Origin of the sequence: Pseudofrankia saprophytica (assembly GCF_000235425.2) — a bacterium.
Classification (GTDB): Bacteria; Actinomycetota; Actinomycetes; order Frankiales; family Frankiaceae; genus Pseudofrankia; species Pseudofrankia saprophytica.
In genome coordinates this window covers 42,823-58,827 of the sequence record NZ_KI912266.1, presented here as the reverse complement: position 1 = coordinate 58,827, position 16,005 = coordinate 42,823, and the positions used below count along the sequence as shown (strand labels likewise).

Here is a 16,005-nt window from a genome sequence, read left to right as displayed (position 1 = left end):
CGGATGACGGGCCTGCCGGCCGTCGCTCGGCTGACGATCCCGGCTCACGTTCGATGGCACTGGCCGCTCGGCCTGACTGGTCAGCGCGGCGGCTTTCGCGCGGGGAACACCGCGAGGATCTCGGTGCCCGCCGCCGACATCACCTTGTCGGTCCTGACCAGCTCGACCGCTTCCAGGAGGAACGAGCCAAAATGGTCCGCCCGGTGCGCGCGAGCGACCTTCCGGGCGGCGGCGACGTCGGTCGACCGAAACCGGACGACATTGCTGAGCGCCAGGACGGTCCTTCTCGGCGGCTGGATCCGGCCGGCTGGATCCAGCCGCCGCAGAATCGACGCGCGCAGCCGCGGAAACGCCCGTGCCGGGCGCGCGTACGCCTGGACGTAGACGGTGCCGCGGGCCACGGACAGCCCCCGCAGGTCGAGGATGACCGGCGGGGCGGCCGCGACGCAGTCCGCCAGCACCTGTTCGACCCGCGCGATCGGGACGTCCGCGTAACGGTCGAGGTTGATGAGCGTCACGTGCAGGTCGGCCGCCGGGTAGAGGTGGTGGCCGCCGGCCGCGGCGGCCGGTCGCGCCGCCTCGCGTACCCGGGCGCCCACGGTCTCGGGCACGCGGACGACGGTGGTCAGGAACGCCCTTGGTCCCTCCTGGCCGTGCCAGGAGACGGCCTGCCCGCGGCGCAGCCGCCACGACTCGGTGGCGCGCAGCGCGCCGAACCGGGCCCGCTGCGATATCTCACGCCCCATCCGGGTTGCCGGCGCTCCGCTCGCTGGCAGCCTGTCCGCCTGCGGCGTGCCCGCCCAGGGCGAAGCCGGAGGGACTCGGGTTGCCCTGGAGCGTCCAGCCGTTGCCGCTGCGGATCCAGCCGGCCGAGGCGGCGGTGCCGCCGTCGACGCTGAGGGTGGTGCCGGTGATGTAGCTGGCCCGGTCGGAGCAGAGGAAGACGGCGGCGTCGGCGACCTCGCTGGCGACGCCCTCCCGGCCGAGCGGGACGTAGCGCTCGATCCCGGGCAGGCGCTCGGGTGGGACGGGCGGCAGCTCGTCCGGGTCGACCGGGCCGCGCATGATGCCGCGCAGCCCGGCGGTCCCGGTCATGTCCGGGGCGATCGCGTTGATCCGGACGCCCTGGTCGGCGAGCTCGACGGCCATCGTCCGGGTGAAATTGATCATTCCGGCCTTGCAGGCGGCGTAGACGGCGTACATGGGCGCGGCGCGCATGCCCTCGATGCTGGTGACGTTGACGATCGAGCCGCCGCCGCGGCCGTTGCCACCGGCGCCGGCCGGGCCGCCCGAGGCGGCGACGGTCCGGGCGATCAGCGGGGCGGCGGTCGACGTCGCCGCCAGCATGCTGACGAGGTTGATGTCGATGTGGCGTCGCCAGCTGCGCTCGCTCTGGTCGAGGAAGCGAGCGCCCTTCACCCCGCCGGCGTTGTTCACGAGGATGTCGAGCCGGCCGAACTCGGCATGCGCGGCGGTGATCGCCTCGGTGAGCGCGTCGGTGTCCATCACGTTCGCCGGCAGGGGCAGCGCGGTCCCGCCGGCCTTCTCGATCAGCTCGGCGGTGGCGGTCGCCCGGGTCGGGTCGATCTCGATCAGCCCGATCCGCACCCCGGCCCTGGCGAGCCCGAGGGCGATCGCCTGCCCGAGGCCCGCCCCGGCGCCCGTGACCACCGCCGCCTTGCCGGCCAGCCCCAGCTCGAACCCGCCCGTCACCGTCACAGCACCACTCCTCAGCTCGCGGCCGTCGCCGTACCGCCCGCCCGCCCGTGATCCGACCGCGCGTCCTGGGCCCGCGTGTTCCGCCCGCGGCCGAGAACGCGGTTCCCACCCAGCGGGAGACTAGCTTCGGTCGGCCATCCGAGGCGCGGCGTTCGCCCGCCGCCGGCGGCTCGACGCCACATCGGTCGCCGTCGCAGTGGCCGGCCGGCGGCCGGAAGGCCTTGACGTCCTCGGCCTCAGCCGGCGTCTGGCGTCCCGTCCGCCGCCCGGCGCAGCTCGGCGATGTCGAGACGGCTCATCTTCAGCATCGCCTGGGTGGCCCGGTACGCGCGCTCCGGGTCCGGGTCGCCCAGCAGCTCGTACAGCGCGGTGGGAACGACCTGCCAGGACACGCCGAAGCGGTCCTTCAGCCAGCCGCACTGGCTTTCCTCGCCGCCCCCCGCGGTCAGCCCGTACCAGTAGTGGTCGACCTCCTCCTGCGACCCGCAGGAGATCATGAACGAGATCGCCTCGGTGAACGGGAACTGCGGCCCGCCGTTGAGGCCGAAGTACTCCTGCCCGTCCAGCGAGAAGGTCACCGTCATCACCGCGCCCTCGGTGCCGGGGGTGTCCGGCCCGTAGCGCGACACGTCGAGGATCTTCGAGTTGGGGAAGAGGGAGAGGTAGAACTCGGCGGCCTGCTCGGCCTGGCCGTCGAACCACAGGCACGGCGTCGTCTTCGGCATGCTGGTGACCTCCCAGGTCGTCGTCGGTGTGCTGACCCCGTCGACGGGCGCCGCCGACTTGCGGCGCCGTCCAAGGAGTGACCGCCGCCGGCCGCCGAACTCATCGCGGTCTTCCGGAACGGACGCCTTCCGGGACGGACCGATCAGCCGGTGGGTCCGGTGACGAGCGGGGGGATCTCCGCGACGCTGCCGAGCAGATGGGTGTGCCGGACCGCGCCGAGTGCTGCCACTCCGACCTGGCCGGTCAGCACGCCGACGACGACCCCGGCGCCCGCGTTCGTCCCGGCCAGCAGATCGCGGACGGTGTCGCCGGCGACCAGCACCCGGGCCACGGCGGTGACACCCGTCAGCTCCATCGCGCGAAAGATCATGTAGGGGGCGGGCCGCCCGGTCGGGACGTCGTCCGCGCACACCACCGCGTCGAGCAGGCCGCCGCCCCAGCCGAGCGAGGCGAGCAGCGGGCCGACGACCGACCGGTCGAAGCCGGTGGTCAGCGCGATCCGGATGCCACGGGCCCGCAGCGTGCCGAACGCCTCCACCACGCCCGGTATCGGCGCGGGCGGCCGGGTCCGGTACGCGGTCTCGAGCCGGTCGCGGAAGTCGAGGAAGACCCGCTCGACCTCCGCCGTGTCGATCTCCGCCGCGTCGACCGCCACGGGGGCCGCGCCGGCGCGGCCCGGAGCGGCGGCGAGCAGCGCGCGGATCGCGGCCCGCTTGTCGGCGCCCATCCAGCGCTCGATGTCGTCGTCCCCCGGGGTGGCGCCGGCGGCCTCGACGGCGTGGCGCAGCGCCTGGTAGACGGCGCCGTGCTCCTCGACGGTGGTGCCGGCGATGTCGAACACCGCCAGGTCGATGCGCGCGCGGTCCGGGGCGCCGCCCGCGACGACGCCTGGGGCGACGCCCGTGGCGGCGCCGAGGCCCGGTGCGGGCGGCACGAGGACGGACACGGTGGAGGCGGTGGAGTCGGACACGGCGGCGTCAGTGGAGGCGGTTGAGTCGGCGGCCACGGGTTCACCTTTCCAGGACGAGGACGGTGGGCGGACGGGTACAACATGAACAGGCAGCCAACTCCTCCTCCCACCGTTGACCAGCGATTTCTGCCACCGAAATGCTCGCCCCATGCGGTTTGCCGAGGAGCGGTTCGACGTGGTGGTGGTGGGCGCGGGGATCATCGGGCTGGCCCACGCCGCCGAGGGGGTGCGCCGGGGGCTGCGGGTCGCGGTCGTCGAGCGGGACGAGTTCGCGCGCGGCGCGTCCGTGCGCAACTTCGGCCACGGCTGTGTGAGTGGCCAGGCGGGCGCCGCGCTGGGCTACGCGAAGGTGGCGCGTGAGCGCTGGCTCGAGCTCGGCCGACTAGCCGGCTTCTTCGCCGAGCCCACCGGCTCGGTGGTCGTCGCCCGCCGCGAGGAGGAGCTCGCCGTGCTGGCCGAGTTCGCCGCGGCCGGGCCAGCCCCGGTCGAGCTTCTCGACGCGGACGGGGTGCGGGCGCGGGTGCGGGTGCCGTTGCGCGCGAAGACGCTGCTCGGCGGTGCCTGGCTGCCCTGGGACGTCCGGGTGAACCCGCGCGAGGCGGTCGGGGCCCTGGCCGACTGGCTCGCCGGCCAGGGCGTGACGTTCTTCTGGCGGACCGCCGCGACCGATGTCGAGGAGGGCCTGGTGCACACCAGCCGCGGTGATCTCGCCGCGTCCGCGATCGTGCTGGCCACCGGCCACGACCTCGACTGGCTGTTCCCGGACCTCGCCGAGGAGGCCGGCGTGCGCCGCTGCGCGCTGCGCGCTGCGGATGCTCCGCGTCACCGTTCCCGGTGGGGCCGGCGAGGCCGGGCATCCCCTGGGCGGCGAGACGGGCGGCGCGGGTGGCGAGGTGGGCAGCGGCGCGGGCGGCGGGCGCTTCGGCCCTGGCGTGCTGACCGGGTTGTCGCTGCTGCGGTACGCCGCCTTCGAGGGCTGTCCGTCGTTGCCGGCGCTGCGGGCCCGTTTCGACGCCGAGCGGCCCGACCTGCTTGCCGTCGACATGAACCTGATGTTCACCCAGCTCCCGGGCGGCGACCTGATCATCGGCGACACCCACGAGCGCGCCGTCACCCGTCACCCGTTCCAGGCCGAATGGATCGACGACCTGGTGCTGGCCGAGACCGCCGACCTGCTCGGCGTGCCGGTGGGCGAGCTCACGGTTCGCGAGCGCTGGCGCGGCTACTACGCGACCGCTCCCGACCGCGAGTTCCTGGTCGCGACCCCGTATCCCGGCGTGCGCGTCGTCGTCGTCACGACCGGCATCGGAATGACGACGTCCCACGGTCTCGCCGCCGAGGTCCTCGCCGACCTCGTTCCGTGAACCGTTACTGAACGTTTCTGCCCGACTCCATTACAGCCGCGCGCGTCGCATTGGCCACTCATTGGGTCGACATGGAGGCCTTACCCGGGTCGTCAGTGTTCGTCGAGTCTGGTTCGGACTCCGGTCACCGACGGCACCGAATAGCTTCCTCGTCTATTCATTGATCGGTACGCGAAGGCCCCTGAACCTTCCTAAGTTCGCCCGTCGCCGGCTTTTTGCTCAACTTCCGTCCACCCGCAGGTAATGCGTGCGCGTCACCGTTGCGCGGACAAGTTCGGCGGGCGGACACGCCGCCGCGCGGGGACAGGCGGTCGGTCTACCAGGCGAAACGCCTGGGGATGCCGCGTCCGTGCGCACGGCGGGAGGGGTGGCCGCCGCGCCGGAAAGGCACAGATCTTGCCCTGGGGGGCTCGTGAGACTAGTAGGAAACCGGTCCGCCGTGCGGCTGGTCGCGGCCGGGACGGTCGTGCTCGGCCTGCTCGCCGCCGCCTGTGGCGGTGGCGACAGTTCCTCACCAGCTCTCCGGCGGCCAGCAGCAGCGGATCGCGCTGGCCCGCGCGCTCGCGATCGAGCCGCGGGTGCTGCTGCTCGACGAGCCGCTGTCCGCGTTGGACGCGCAGGTCCGGGCGCAGCTGCGCGACGAGATCCGCTCGCTGCAGACCCGGTTGGGGATCACGACGCTGTTCGTCACGCATGACCAGGAGGAGGCGCTGTCGATGGCCGACCGGGTCGGCGTGATGCGCTCCGGTCAGCTCGAGCAGATCGCGGCGCCGGAGGTCGTCTACGCCTGGCCGCGGACGCCGTTCGTCGCCGAGTTCGTCGGCACCGTCAACCGACTGCCCGGTCGGCTCGCCACCGCCGGTGCCGACGGCACGGTCGAGGTGATCGGTCAGCGCCTCCCGGTCCTGGAGGTCGGCGAGGCCGGCGCGCCGGCGCGGGGCCTGGGCGCCAGTGTGGACGTGCTGGTGCGACCCGAGGCCGTCGTCGTCAAGGCCGCCACCGGTGCCGCGGAAGGCGCGGCCGGGACGGTGGTGGCGCGCTCGTTCCGCGGCGCGGTCACCCGCGTCCAGGTGGAGCTTCCCGGCATCGCCCGCGCCGTCGTCGGCGGCACCGGCGCCTCCGAGATCGCGGACGGCATGACGGCCAGCGACGCCGGCCTGGTCGTCGCGGACCTGGCCACGTTCGAGGTCGGCGACCTCGCCCCCGGAGCCTCCGTCCGGGTCACCCTCGCCGACCGCCCCGTCCTGGTCACCACTCCCGCCGCCTGACCCCGGTCAGGCGCGCCTGACCGGGGTCAGCCGGCGAGGGTGTCGAGGACCTGCTGGCCGTACTTGGCGAGCTTGTTCTCGCCCACGCCGTTGATGGTGGCCAGCTCCGTGAGGGTGGCGGGAGACCGGCTCGCGATCTCCCGCAGGGTGGCGTCGTGGAAGATGACGTAGGCGGGCACGCCCTGCTCCTTGGCGCTGGCGGCGCGCCAGGCGCGTAGCCGCTCGAAGACGGCGGTGGCCTCGGCCGACAGGTCGACGACCGCGGCGGCGCGCTTGGCCTTGCCCTCGGCCGACCCGCCGCCGCGGGAGCCGCCGGATGTCCTGGCGGGGCGTTCGGGGTCGCGGCGCATCGGGACCTTGCGCGCCCCGCGCAGCACCTCGGCGCTCGCGTCGGTGAGCACCAGGGTGCCGTGCTCGCCCTCGACGGTGAGCAGCCCCTGTGCCAGCAGCTGGCGGACGACGCCGCGCCACTGCGACTCGTTCAGCTCGGTGCCGATCCCGAAGACGGTCAGCGTCTGGTGCTCGTGCTGGGTCACCTTCGGGGTGGTGCGACCGAGCAGGATGTCGATGGCCTGGCCGGCGCCGAACTTCTGCCGGCGCTCCCTGGCCAGGCGCAGCACGGTCGAGAGCAGTTTCTGCGCGGCGACCGTCCCGTCCCAGGTCTCGGGCGGGGACAGGCAGGTGTCGCAGTTGCCGCAGGAGCCGGCGCGTTCCTGCCCGAAGTAGGCGAGCAGGCCGGCGCGGCGGCACTCGACCGCCTCGCACAGCGCCAGCATCGCGTCGAGGTGGGCGCTCTGGCGGCGGCGGTGCGCCACGTCGCCGTCCGACGAGTCGATCATCTTGCGGAGCTGGACGACGTCCTGCAGGCCGTAGGCGAGCCAGGCGGTGGATGGCAGGCCGTCGCGGCCGGCGCGGCCGGTCTCCTGGTAGTAGCCCTCGAGCGACTTCGGCAGGTCGAGGTGGGCGACGAAGCGTACGTCCGGCTTGTCGATGCCCATGCCGAACGCGATGGTGGCGACCATGACCAGGCCGTCCTCGCGCAGGAACCGCGACTGGTTCGTCGCCCGGACCCGCGAGTCCAGGCCCGCGTGGTACGGCAGCGCGGCGATTCCGTTCGTGACGAGGAAGTCGGCGGTCTGCTCGACGGACGACCGCGACAGGCAGTAGACGATGCCCGCGTCGCCGGCGTGCTCCGTGCGCAGCAGGTCGAGCAGCTGCCGCTTCGGCTCCTTCTTCGGCACGATCCGGTAGGAGATGTTCGGCCGGTCGAAGTCGGCGACGAAGTGCCGGGCGTTCTCCAGGCCGAGCCGGTCGGTGATCTCCTGGTGCGTCGCCGGGGTCGCCGTCGCGGTGAGCGCGACCCGCGGGATGTCCGGCCAGCGTTCCCGCAGCGCCGACAGTGCCAGGTAGTCGGGCCGGAAGTCGTGGCCCCACTGCGCGACACAGTGAGCCTCGTCGATCGCGAACAGTGCGATCTTGCCCCGGCCGAGCAGGTCCATCGTCGACGGCAGCCGCAGGCGCTCGGGCGCCAGGTAGAGCAGGTCCAGCTCCCCGGCGAGGAAGAGCGCCTCCACCGTCCTGCGCTGGTCGGGGTCCTGGGTGGAGTTGACGAAGTCGGCCCGCGCGCCGAGCGCCCGCAGCGCGTCGACCTGGTCCTGCATGAGCGCGATCAGCGGCGAGACCACGACCCCGGTGCCGGGCCGGACGAGCGCGGGGATCTGGTAGCAGAGACTCTTCCCACCGCCCGTCGGCATCAGCACGAGCGCGTCGCCTCCGTCGATGACGTGCTCGATGATCTCCTGCTGCCCGTCGCGGAACGACTCGTAGCCGAACACCCGCCGCAGCACCTGCTGGGCCGCGCCCACCGGACTCGCGGCGGCCGCCGAGGCCGGCGGGGGTGAGCTCGGCGCCTGGACGGAGGCGCCCGGGGTCTCGGTCACAGGCAAGGTCACCCGGCCACTGTAGGAGGCCGCTGCGACAAGGTCGCCCGCGCCGTCCCGGCTGTGGACAACCAGAGGGCTCCGGCCGCCGGCCTCGCCACGGCGATCCGAGCGTCAAATTGCAACTTACAAATTTCGGTGCGAAGTACGCTGCCGGTGCCTGGATCGGCCCACGGGGTAGGAAAAGGCTGTGGTGGGGGAGTTGGAGGCTTCGTCATGGCGACGAACGTGGTCGTCGCCCGTCGGCGGCTCGCGCAGGGCGTCCGGCGGTACCGGCAACGGTCTGGGCTGACGATCGAGGAGCTGGCCCGCGGGCTGGAGTGCTCCGCGGCGAAGGTCAGCCGGATGGAGACCGGCATCTCCGGCATTCGTATCCAGGACCTGGCGGCGATCGTGAGTCTGGTCGAGGTCGACGAGGCCGAGCGCCGGGATCTGGAGGAACTGGTCAGACAGGCCCGCGGCCGAGAGTGGTGGCAGGAGTACATGGACCTGTTCCCGGCCGGCTCCGCCACGTTCTTCGGGCTGGAGGACGGCGCCACCAGCATCCGGGTGCACAGCACCTCCGTCGTTCCCGGCCTGTTGCAGACCCCCGACTACGCCAGCGCGCTGTTCGGCGCGGTGAGGGGCGCGAGAGCCGAGGCGTGGGACCGCCGGGTCGCGCTGCGCCTGCGCCGCCAGCGCCTGCTCGACCGTGAGCGGCCGCCCCTGCTGACCGTGCTCCTGGACGAGGCTGTGCTCCACCGGGTGATCGGTGGCCCCGAGGTGATGGCCGGGCAGTGGGACCACATCCTTCGCCGCGTCGAGACGCCAGGCGTGGCGGTGCGGGTCATCCCGTTCACGGCGCCGGCGCACGGCGCCGAAGGCGTCGCCTTCACCGTGTTCGGCTTCGATGACCAGGACCTCGGGCCCGTCGCCTATGCCGAGCGGCTCGGCATGCCGCGGTTCATCGAGGAGCCCACCGAGGTGGAGATCTACGTCGCCGGCCTCGGCGGCGCCGAGCGGGTGGCGGCGGCCCCGGAGGCCTCGCGAGAGCTGATCGCCGCCTTCGCCGCCAGGTCGCGCTCCGCCGGGCCGGCGTGATCCGGGCAGCCCGGCCCCCGAGGGCGTGACCGCGCCGGGCACCAACGGGCAGCCGGGTATTCCAGCGGGCGGAATCGGCGCGCGGCGCTCGGGAACAATAGGGACGTGTCCGATCCGCTGCCCGAACCGCTGTACGTGCCGGCGCTGTGCCTGGTCGTCCTGGTCGGCATCGCCGGCAGCGGGAAGTCGGCCTTCGCGGCCCGGCACTTCCGGCCCGCCCAGGTCGTGTCGTCGGACGCCTGCCGGGCGATGGTCGCCGACGACGAGCGTGACCAGTCGGCGACCCAGGCCGCGTTCGAGGTGGCGCACCTGGTCATCCGGCACCGGCTGGCCAGGGGTCTGCTGACCGTCGTGGACGCCACCAACGTCGAGCCGGCGGCGCGCCGTCCGTTGCTGGAGCTCGCGGCGGAGTACGACGTCCCGGCCGTCGCGGTCGTGCTCGACCTGCCCGAACAGCTGTGCGTCCGCCGCGCGGGGGAGCGGGCCAGCCGGCCCGTCGCCGCCGGGGTGGTCAGGCGCCAGTACGCCCAGCTGCGCGCAGGCGTTCCCACGCTCGCCGGCGACGGGTTCGCGGCCGTCCACGTGCTGCGCTCGGCCGCCGAGGTGGACGCCGCCACTGTCGCCACCCGGCGGTCGGCGGTCGACCGGCGCGACGAGCACGGGCCGTTCGACGTCATCGGCGACGTGCACGGCTGCCGCGAGGAGCTCGAGGAGCTGCTCGACCGGCTCGGCTACGTCCTGCACCGGGACGAGGCGGGCCGGCCGGTCGGCGCGCGCCATCCGGCCGGTCGGCGCGTCGTCTTCGTCGGCGACCTCATCGACCGTGGGCCGGACCCGGCCGGCGTGCTGCGCCTCGCGATGGGCATGGCCGCGACCGGCGACGCGCTCGCCGTCGCGGGCAACCACGAGCACAAGCTGGTCAGGGCGTTGCGGGGAGCCGGTCCGGGCGGCCGGGTGAAGGTCGGCCGGAACCTCGCCCGTACCCTGGAGCTGCTGGTCGCGGAGCCGGAAGGGTTCCTCGCCGAGGCGTTCGCTTTCTGCGCCCGGCTCGCCGGGCACCTGGTGCTGGACGGCGGCGCCCTGGTCGTCGCCCACGCGGGGCTGAAGGAGGCCTACCACGGCCGCGACTCCGGCCGGGTGCTGGCGTTCGCGCTCTTCGGTGACACCACCGGGGAACGCGACGAGTACGGGTTGCCGGTCCGGTTACCGTGGGCGGAGGATTACCGCGGCCGGGCGATGGTGCTTTACGGTCACACCCCGGCGGACGAGCACGAATGGGTGAACAACACCCTGTGCCTGGACACCGGCTGCTGCTTCGGCGGCGCGCTCACCGCCGTGCGCTATCCAGAGCGGGAGCTGGTCAGCGTCCCCGCCAGGCGCGAGTACTTCCCCCCGGTGCGGCCCCTGCGGGACCCGGCGTGGCCGCGTCCCCAGCAGGAACCCTCCCAGCGGGAACCCAGAGCCTCCTGACCGCCTCCTCCCGCGCCTCCGGCCCGGTGGCCAAGCCCTCGGCCCGGTGGCCAAGCCCCAGCCCGGCGGCCGAGCCTCAGGATCGGGGCCCGGCCGCGTGAGCTGGTACTTCGCCTCGCGTCCCTAGCGCCCGCCGAATCGGTCGGATCGGTCGGCGCTGGATTGGTCCGTGCCGGGCCGGTCCGCGCGGGACATCCTCGTGTCGCCCCTGGGCTGGTCGTCCGGATAGAGGTCTGAGGCAGCCCCGTCCGACCGCGCCCGCGCCGTCGACGCGACCGGCTCGCGCCGTGCGTCCGGCCGGTGCGGGCCGCCGACCGGTATCCGGATCAGGTCCTCCAGCGACAGCCGCACACCCTCGAGCCGCGCCGCCTCCTGCGCGAGTCGGTACGCGGACTCCTCCGGCAGCGCCCGGAAGGCCGTCGACGTGCGGACCCGCGGCCCAGGCCGCAACGCCAGATGGATGGCCGCCGCGAGCAGCGCCCCGATGAGCGGCGCGACGATGAACAGCCACAGCTGGCCGAGTGCCCACCCGCCGGCGAACACCGCCGGGCCCAGGCTGCGCGCCGGGTTGATCGACGCGTTGTCGATCGGGATCGCGACCAGGTTGCCGACGGTCAGCACGAAGCCGATCGCGATGCCGGCGAAACCGACCGGGGCCTGGACGTGGGTCGCGCCGAGCACGGTGAACACGAGCAGGCCGGTGAGGACCAGCTCCGCCAGGAACGCCCCGCCGAGGCCGAAGCCGCTGGGCGAGTGCACGCCGTACCCGTTCGCGCCGAGGCCCTGCGCCCCGGCTGAGTAGCCGAACGGCCCGGAGTCGGCGATCAGCCAGACCGTCGCCGCGGCGAGGATCGCGCCCAGGCACTGCGCGACGATGTAGGCGCCGGCGAGCTTGGGCGTGATCTTGCGTGCCGCGCACAGGCCGACCGTCACCGCCGGGTTCACATGGCAGCCGGAGACCGGGCCGATCACATAGACCAGTACGAGCAGGGTCAGGCCGAAGGCGAGCGCGACCCCGAGCGCCCCCATGAAGCCGCCGGCGAGCACGGCCGTGCCGACGCCGCCGAGCACCAGGAAGAACGTGCCGATCCCCTCCGCGACGCAGGGCCTTAACCATGTTCGTGCGGCCTCGTCCGGTTTCGCCTGCCCGGCCGTCGTGGCTCTCGCGGCCGTCCGCGCGATCGCGCTCACATCGGTTCGCCTCCCTCGTCCTTCTGTATCCGGATTGCGACGCTGCGCTACCGGTTTGGATTCCTGGCCGAGGTACCCGGACGTGCGCGGACAACCCGTTCCCGCTGGTCGCCCGGCCCGGGCCGCGGACATCGGTGCCTCGGACAGGCGGACATCTGGAGCAGTCGGGCTGATTGCGCGGCGAGCCTCCGGCTCGGCTGGCCGGCCGCGGGACGCGTTTGACCGGGTGGCCCGGCCGTTGGATATCTATGCTCATAGGTGCCGGGTTGTTTTCCGCCGGTCCGGGAGCAGTGGGTCGGGGCGTTCCCCCGCGGCCGCCTGCCCCGGCGGCCGGCCCGAGCATGGAGTCGACCGTGACCAGCATCCCGCGCGTGCCAGGCAGTCCCGACCTTCCAGGCCCCTCAGGATCTCCATATATGTCTTCTGGTTCCGTGTTCAGCGATGACGCCCCCGGCGCCGGGCCCACCGGCGGCGCCAGCGGCGCCGAGTTCACCTCCCGCGCCGACGTCGCCACCGCCACGCCGGCCCGATACGCCAAACAGCTCGCCTCGCACCTCGGTCACCGCTGTGAGGTGCGCAACGAGAACGGCGGCACCCGGCTCGTGCTCGCGGGCGGCGGCAGCTGCCTGCTGACCAGCGGCGACGACGTGCTCACGCTGGCCGCCGAGGCGCCGACCAAGCCCGCCCTGGGCGAGGTCGAGTACGTCGTCGGGCGCCATCTGGAGCGGTTCGGCACCCGGGCCGAGCTCGCCGTGCGCTGGCACCGGGCACCCGGCTCGGAGGACTCGGCCGCAACCCGCGCCGTGGCCGCCGGGCACGCGATCCTCGGCCGGGCCCGCTCGGCCGCGACCACCGGCCTTGGCCGCCTGCGCCAGGGGGACCGAGCGTGACCGAGACCGTGACCACCGCCATGGCCACCGCTCCGGCGCCGGCCGGCGCGAGCCGGCCGGCGATCCTGACCGTCGACGACGACCCGAGCGTCTCCCGCGCGGTCGCCCGCGACCTGCGCCGCCGCTACGGCGAACAGTGCCGGATCGTGCGGGCGGAGTCGGGCCCGCAGGCACTCGACACCCTGCGCGAGATGAAGCTGCGCGGCGGCCACGTCGCCGTGCTGGTCGCCGACTACCGGATGCCCCAGCTCGACGGCATCCAGTTCCTCGAGCAGGCGATGGACCTGTACCCGGACGCGAAGCGGGTGCTGCTGACCGCCTACGCGGACACCAACGCGGCCATCGAGGCCATCAACGTCGTCGATCTCGACTACTACCTGCTCAAGCCGTGGAACCCGCCGGAGGAGAAGCTCTACCCGGTCATCGACGCGCTGCTGGACGCCTGGAACCGATCGGAGCGCCGGCCGGTGCTGGAGACCCGGGTCGTCGGCGACCGGTGGTCCTCCCGGTCGTACGAGGTCCGCGAGTTCCTCGCCCGCAACCAGGTGCCCTACCGGTGGTATCTCGCGGACGAGCCGGAGGGCCGCCGCCTGCTCGCCGCCGCCACCGCGGACACCCCCATCCCCGTGGCCGCCGACACCTACGCCTCCGCGGACACCGCCGCCCTCGCGGACACCGACCTGCCCGCGGTCGGGGGCGGGAGCCCGAACGGTGCGGCGGCGAACGGCCACACCGTCGCGCTGCCGGTGGTCGTGACGCCGGGTGGGACCGCGCTCGTCAACCCGACCGACGCCCAGATCGCCGCCGAGGTCGGGCTGAGCACCACCCCGTGCGAGGACTTCTACGACGTCATCATCATCGGCGGCGGGCCGGCCGGCCTCGGCTCGGCGGTGTACGCGGCGTCCGAGGGCCTCAAGACCGTGCTCATCGAACGCACGGCCACCGGCGGCCAGGCCGGGCAGAGCTCCCGGATCGAGAACTACCTGGGCTTCCCCGACGGTGTGTCCGGCGCGCAGCTCACCGACCGGGCGCGCCGCCAGGCCGTCAAGTTCCAGGCGGAGGTGATCACCGCCCGCGAGGTCGTCGGGCTGCGGACGGCGGGCAACACCCGCATGGTCCGCTTCGCCGACGGCGGGGAGCTCGGCGCGCACACCGTCGTCCTGGCCACCGGCGTCGCCTACCGCCAGCTGCCGGCGTCCGGGCTCGACCGGCTGACCGGCCGCGGGGTGTTCTACGGCTCCGCGCTCACCGAGGCCGCCGGCTGCGCCGGCGAGGACGTCTACGTCGTCGGCGCGGCCAACTCGGCCGGCCAGGCGGCGGTCTACCTCGCCCGGCACGCTCGGTCGGTGACGATGCTGGTGCGCGGCCGGTCGCTGCAGGCCTCGATGTCGCACTACCTGATCGAGCAGATCGCCAGGATCGCGAACATCACCGTGCGGACCTGTACGGAGGTGATCGGAGGCGAGGGTGACGAGCATCTGGGCACCCTCACCCTTCGCGACAGCTCGACGGGCGCGACCGAGACGGTCCCGGCCAGCCGGCTGTTCGTCTTCATCGGCGCCGAGCCGCGTACCGACTGGCTCGATGGCACCGTCGAGCGCGACGCGCACGGCTTCGTCATCACCGGTCCGGATCTGGTCGTCGACGGGCGGCGCCCGCGCGGCTGGACGCTCGACCGGGACCCATATCACCTGGAAACCAGCCTGCCGGGGGTGTTCGTGGCCGGAGACGCACGGTCGGAGTCAGTGAAACGAGTCGCCTCGGCGGTCGGCGAGGGCGCGATGGCCATCGCGCTCGTGCACAGGTACCTCGCATGAGCGCGGACCAGGCGTCCCAGGGCGCCACGGCCCAGACCGCGTCGCCTGCGGTCGGCGGGCTGCCGTGCAGCGTTGACGAGCTGCGGACGCTGTTCCTGTTCGAGAAGCTCACCGACGACCAACTCGCCTGGCTGTGCGAGCGGGGCCGGGTCATCGAGGCCGAGTCGGGAATGGTGATCGTCGAAGGCGAGCCGGCGGAGCTGTTCGTGATCCTGCTCGAGGGCGAGGTCTCCGTCATCAAGCGGGTCCAGGGCGTGGACGTCGAGATCAGCCGGACCGACCACCGGGGCGTCTACGGCGGTGCCTGGAACGCGTACCTGGGCGACCGGGTCCCGCAGACCTACCCGCAGTCGCTACGGGCGGTCCGGCCGGCGCGGTTCTTCGTGCTCGACGCCGACCAGTTCTCGTTCCTCATGCGTGACTGGTTCCCGATGGCCGTGCACCTGCTGGAGGGCCTGTTCTTCGGGCTGCGCAATCTCCAGGAGACCGTCGGGCAGCGTGAACGGCTGCTCGCCCTCGGCGCGCTGTCGGCGGGCCTGACGCACGAGCTCAACAACCCGGCGGCCGCCGCCGTACGGGCGACGGCGGGCCTGCGCGAGCGGGTCGCCGGCATGCGGCACAAGCTCAGCCTCATCGCCGACGGCCTGTACGACAAGGCGGTGCTGAGCACGCTCATCCGCCTGCAGGAGGAGGCGGCGGAACGGGTCGCCAAGGCGCCGACGCTCTCGCCGCTGGAGGCGAGTGACCGTGAGGACGAGCTGGGCGACTGGTTCGACGAGCACAGCATCGACTTCGGCTGGGACGTCGCGCCGGTGTTCGTGCAGGCGGGCCTCGACATCGGCTGGCTTGACCAGGTCGCCGAGCTGGTGGGCGGCGAGCACCTGTCGAGCGCGGTCCGCTGGCTGGGCTACACCGTCGAGACCGAGCTGCTCATGAACGAGATCGAGGACTCGACGACCCGGGTGTCCACGCTCGTGGGCGCGGCCAAGCAGTACTCCCAGCTCGACCGTGCCCCGTTCCAGACCGTTGACATCCACGACCTGCTCAAGAGCACGCTGGTCATGCTCGGGCGCAAGATCGGCGACGGCATCCAGGTCGTGAAGGACTTCGACCGCACCCTGGCGCCGATCGCGGTCTACGCCGCCGAGCTGAACCAGGTCTGGACGAACCTGATCGACAACGCCGTCTCGGCGATGGGCGGCACCGGCACGCTGACGCTGCGTACCTGGGGCGACGACGAGTCCATCACGGTCGAGATCGGCGACACCGGCCCCGGCATCCCGGCCGACGTTGTCGGCCGCATCTTCGAGCCCTTCTTCACCACCAAGCCCGTCGGCGAGGGCACCGGTCTTGGGCTGGACATCTCCTGGCGGATCGTCGTCAACAAGCACCACGGCGATCTGCGCGTCGTCAGCTCCGTGCCCGGCGACACCCGCTTCCAGGTCAGCCTCCCGCGCGCCCAGCCGACACCGCTCGGCCCGCCGGTCTGAGGGGGATGGCTGGGCGGGGTTGCCGCCCGAGACGGAGCGGGCAGATACCTGGACGTCGCCGGTGACGCCTGCCCGGCCGA

At 73.3% G+C, this 16,005-nt stretch carries 13 protein-coding genes; 7 read left to right on the top strand and 6 right to left on the bottom strand.

The window, feature by feature from the left end:
* Nucleotides 1–80: 80 nt before the first annotated feature.
* The 4 genes from FRCN3DRAFT_RS0200225 to FRCN3DRAFT_RS0200210 all read right to left on the bottom strand — a co-directional run bounded on the left by FRCN3DRAFT_RS0200225 (nt 81) and on the right by FRCN3DRAFT_RS0200210 (nt 3,451).
* Nucleotides 81–746 (bottom strand): 2'-5' RNA ligase family protein, encoded by a 666-nt coding sequence (locus FRCN3DRAFT_RS0200225; RefSeq protein WP_007512919.1) that lies wholly within the window; start codon nt 744–746, stop codon nt 81–83.
* Nucleotides 736–1,719, bottom strand: a complete 984-nt coding sequence (locus tag FRCN3DRAFT_RS0200220) for an SDR family NAD(P)-dependent oxidoreductase (protein ID WP_007512924.1) — start codon at nt 1,717–1,719, stop codon at nt 736–738. Before FRCN3DRAFT_RS0200220 ends, FRCN3DRAFT_RS0200225 begins: the two co-directional genes overlap by 11 nt.
* Nucleotides 1,720–1,955: 236 nt before the next feature.
* Nucleotides 1,956–2,444: a VOC family protein gene (locus FRCN3DRAFT_RS0200215; protein WP_007512926.1), complete on the bottom strand. Its 489-nt coding sequence runs from the start codon at nt 2,442–2,444 to the stop codon at nt 1,956–1,958.
* A 143-nt stretch (nt 2,445–2,587) separates the two neighbouring features.
* Entirely contained in the window at nt 2,588–3,451 is an 864-nt protein-coding gene (locus tag FRCN3DRAFT_RS0200210; protein ID WP_007512927.1) for a phosphonatase-like hydrolase, read from the bottom strand.
* Between the two features lie 112 nt (nt 3,452–3,563).
* On the opposite strand from FRCN3DRAFT_RS0200210, the gene FRCN3DRAFT_RS57330 reads away from it, so the two are divergent.
* Both FRCN3DRAFT_RS57330 and FRCN3DRAFT_RS41910 read left to right on the top strand, forming a co-directional pair.
* Nucleotides 3,564–4,790, top strand: a complete 1,227-nt coding sequence (locus FRCN3DRAFT_RS57330; protein ID WP_342435228.1) for an FAD-dependent oxidoreductase — start codon at nt 3,564–3,566, stop codon at nt 4,788–4,790.
* A gap of 486 nt (nt 4,791–5,276) precedes the next feature.
* Nucleotides 5,277–6,047: an ABC transporter ATP-binding protein gene (locus FRCN3DRAFT_RS41910; protein WP_198535923.1), complete on the top strand. Its 771-nt coding sequence runs from the start codon at nt 5,277–5,279 to the stop codon at nt 6,045–6,047.
* A gap of 26 nt (nt 6,048–6,073) precedes the next feature.
* Here FRCN3DRAFT_RS41910 and recQ read toward each other — a convergent pair whose 3' ends face one another.
* Nucleotides 6,074–7,999: a DNA helicase RecQ gene (recQ, locus tag FRCN3DRAFT_RS0200195; protein ID WP_007512935.1), complete on the bottom strand. Its 1,926-nt coding sequence runs from the start codon at nt 7,997–7,999 to the stop codon at nt 6,074–6,076.
* A gap of 204 nt (nt 8,000–8,203) precedes the next feature.
* Between recQ and FRCN3DRAFT_RS0200190 the strand changes: the two genes are divergently transcribed.
* Both FRCN3DRAFT_RS0200190 and FRCN3DRAFT_RS0200185 read left to right on the top strand, forming a co-directional pair.
* Entirely contained in the window at nt 8,204–9,067 is an 864-nt protein-coding gene (locus FRCN3DRAFT_RS0200190) for a helix-turn-helix domain-containing protein (protein WP_007512940.1), read from the top strand.
* 105 nt (nt 9,068–9,172) lie between these two features.
* Nucleotides 9,173–10,537 carry an AAA family ATPase gene (locus FRCN3DRAFT_RS0200185; protein ID WP_007512942.1) on the top strand — a complete coding sequence of 455 codons (1,365 nt, stop codon included), beginning with the start codon at nt 9,173–9,175 and terminating at the stop codon, nt 10,535–10,537.
* Between the two features lie 123 nt (nt 10,538–10,660).
* On the opposite strand, the gene FRCN3DRAFT_RS41905 is transcribed toward FRCN3DRAFT_RS0200185, so the two are convergent.
* Nucleotides 10,661–11,728, bottom strand: coding sequence for an aquaporin (locus FRCN3DRAFT_RS41905; RefSeq protein WP_007512943.1), 1,068 nt, complete (start codon nt 11,726–11,728; stop codon nt 10,661–10,663).
* A 416-nt stretch (nt 11,729–12,144) separates the two neighbouring features.
* Between FRCN3DRAFT_RS41905 and FRCN3DRAFT_RS50450 the strand changes: the two genes are divergently transcribed.
* The 3 genes from FRCN3DRAFT_RS50450 to FRCN3DRAFT_RS0200165 are packed head-to-tail and all read left to right on the top strand — an operon-like array spanning nt 12,145 to nt 15,925.
* Nucleotides 12,145–12,618, top strand: coding sequence for a DUF2218 domain-containing protein (locus tag FRCN3DRAFT_RS50450; protein WP_007512944.1), 474 nt, complete (start codon nt 12,145–12,147; stop codon nt 12,616–12,618).
* A gap of 20 nt (nt 12,619–12,638) precedes the next feature.
* Nucleotides 12,639–14,435 carry an NAD(P)/FAD-dependent oxidoreductase gene (locus tag FRCN3DRAFT_RS0200170; RefSeq protein ID WP_027140104.1) on the top strand — a complete coding sequence of 599 codons (1,797 nt, stop codon included), beginning with the start codon at nt 12,639–12,641 and terminating at the stop codon, nt 14,433–14,435.
* Complete coding sequence (locus tag FRCN3DRAFT_RS0200165) at nt 14,432–15,925, top strand: ATP-binding protein (protein ID WP_007512946.1); 1,494 nt, start codon at nt 14,432–14,434, stop codon at nt 15,923–15,925. The genes FRCN3DRAFT_RS0200170 and FRCN3DRAFT_RS0200165 overlap by 4 nt, the downstream gene beginning before the upstream one ends.
* Nucleotides 15,926–16,005: the final 80 nt, after the last annotated feature.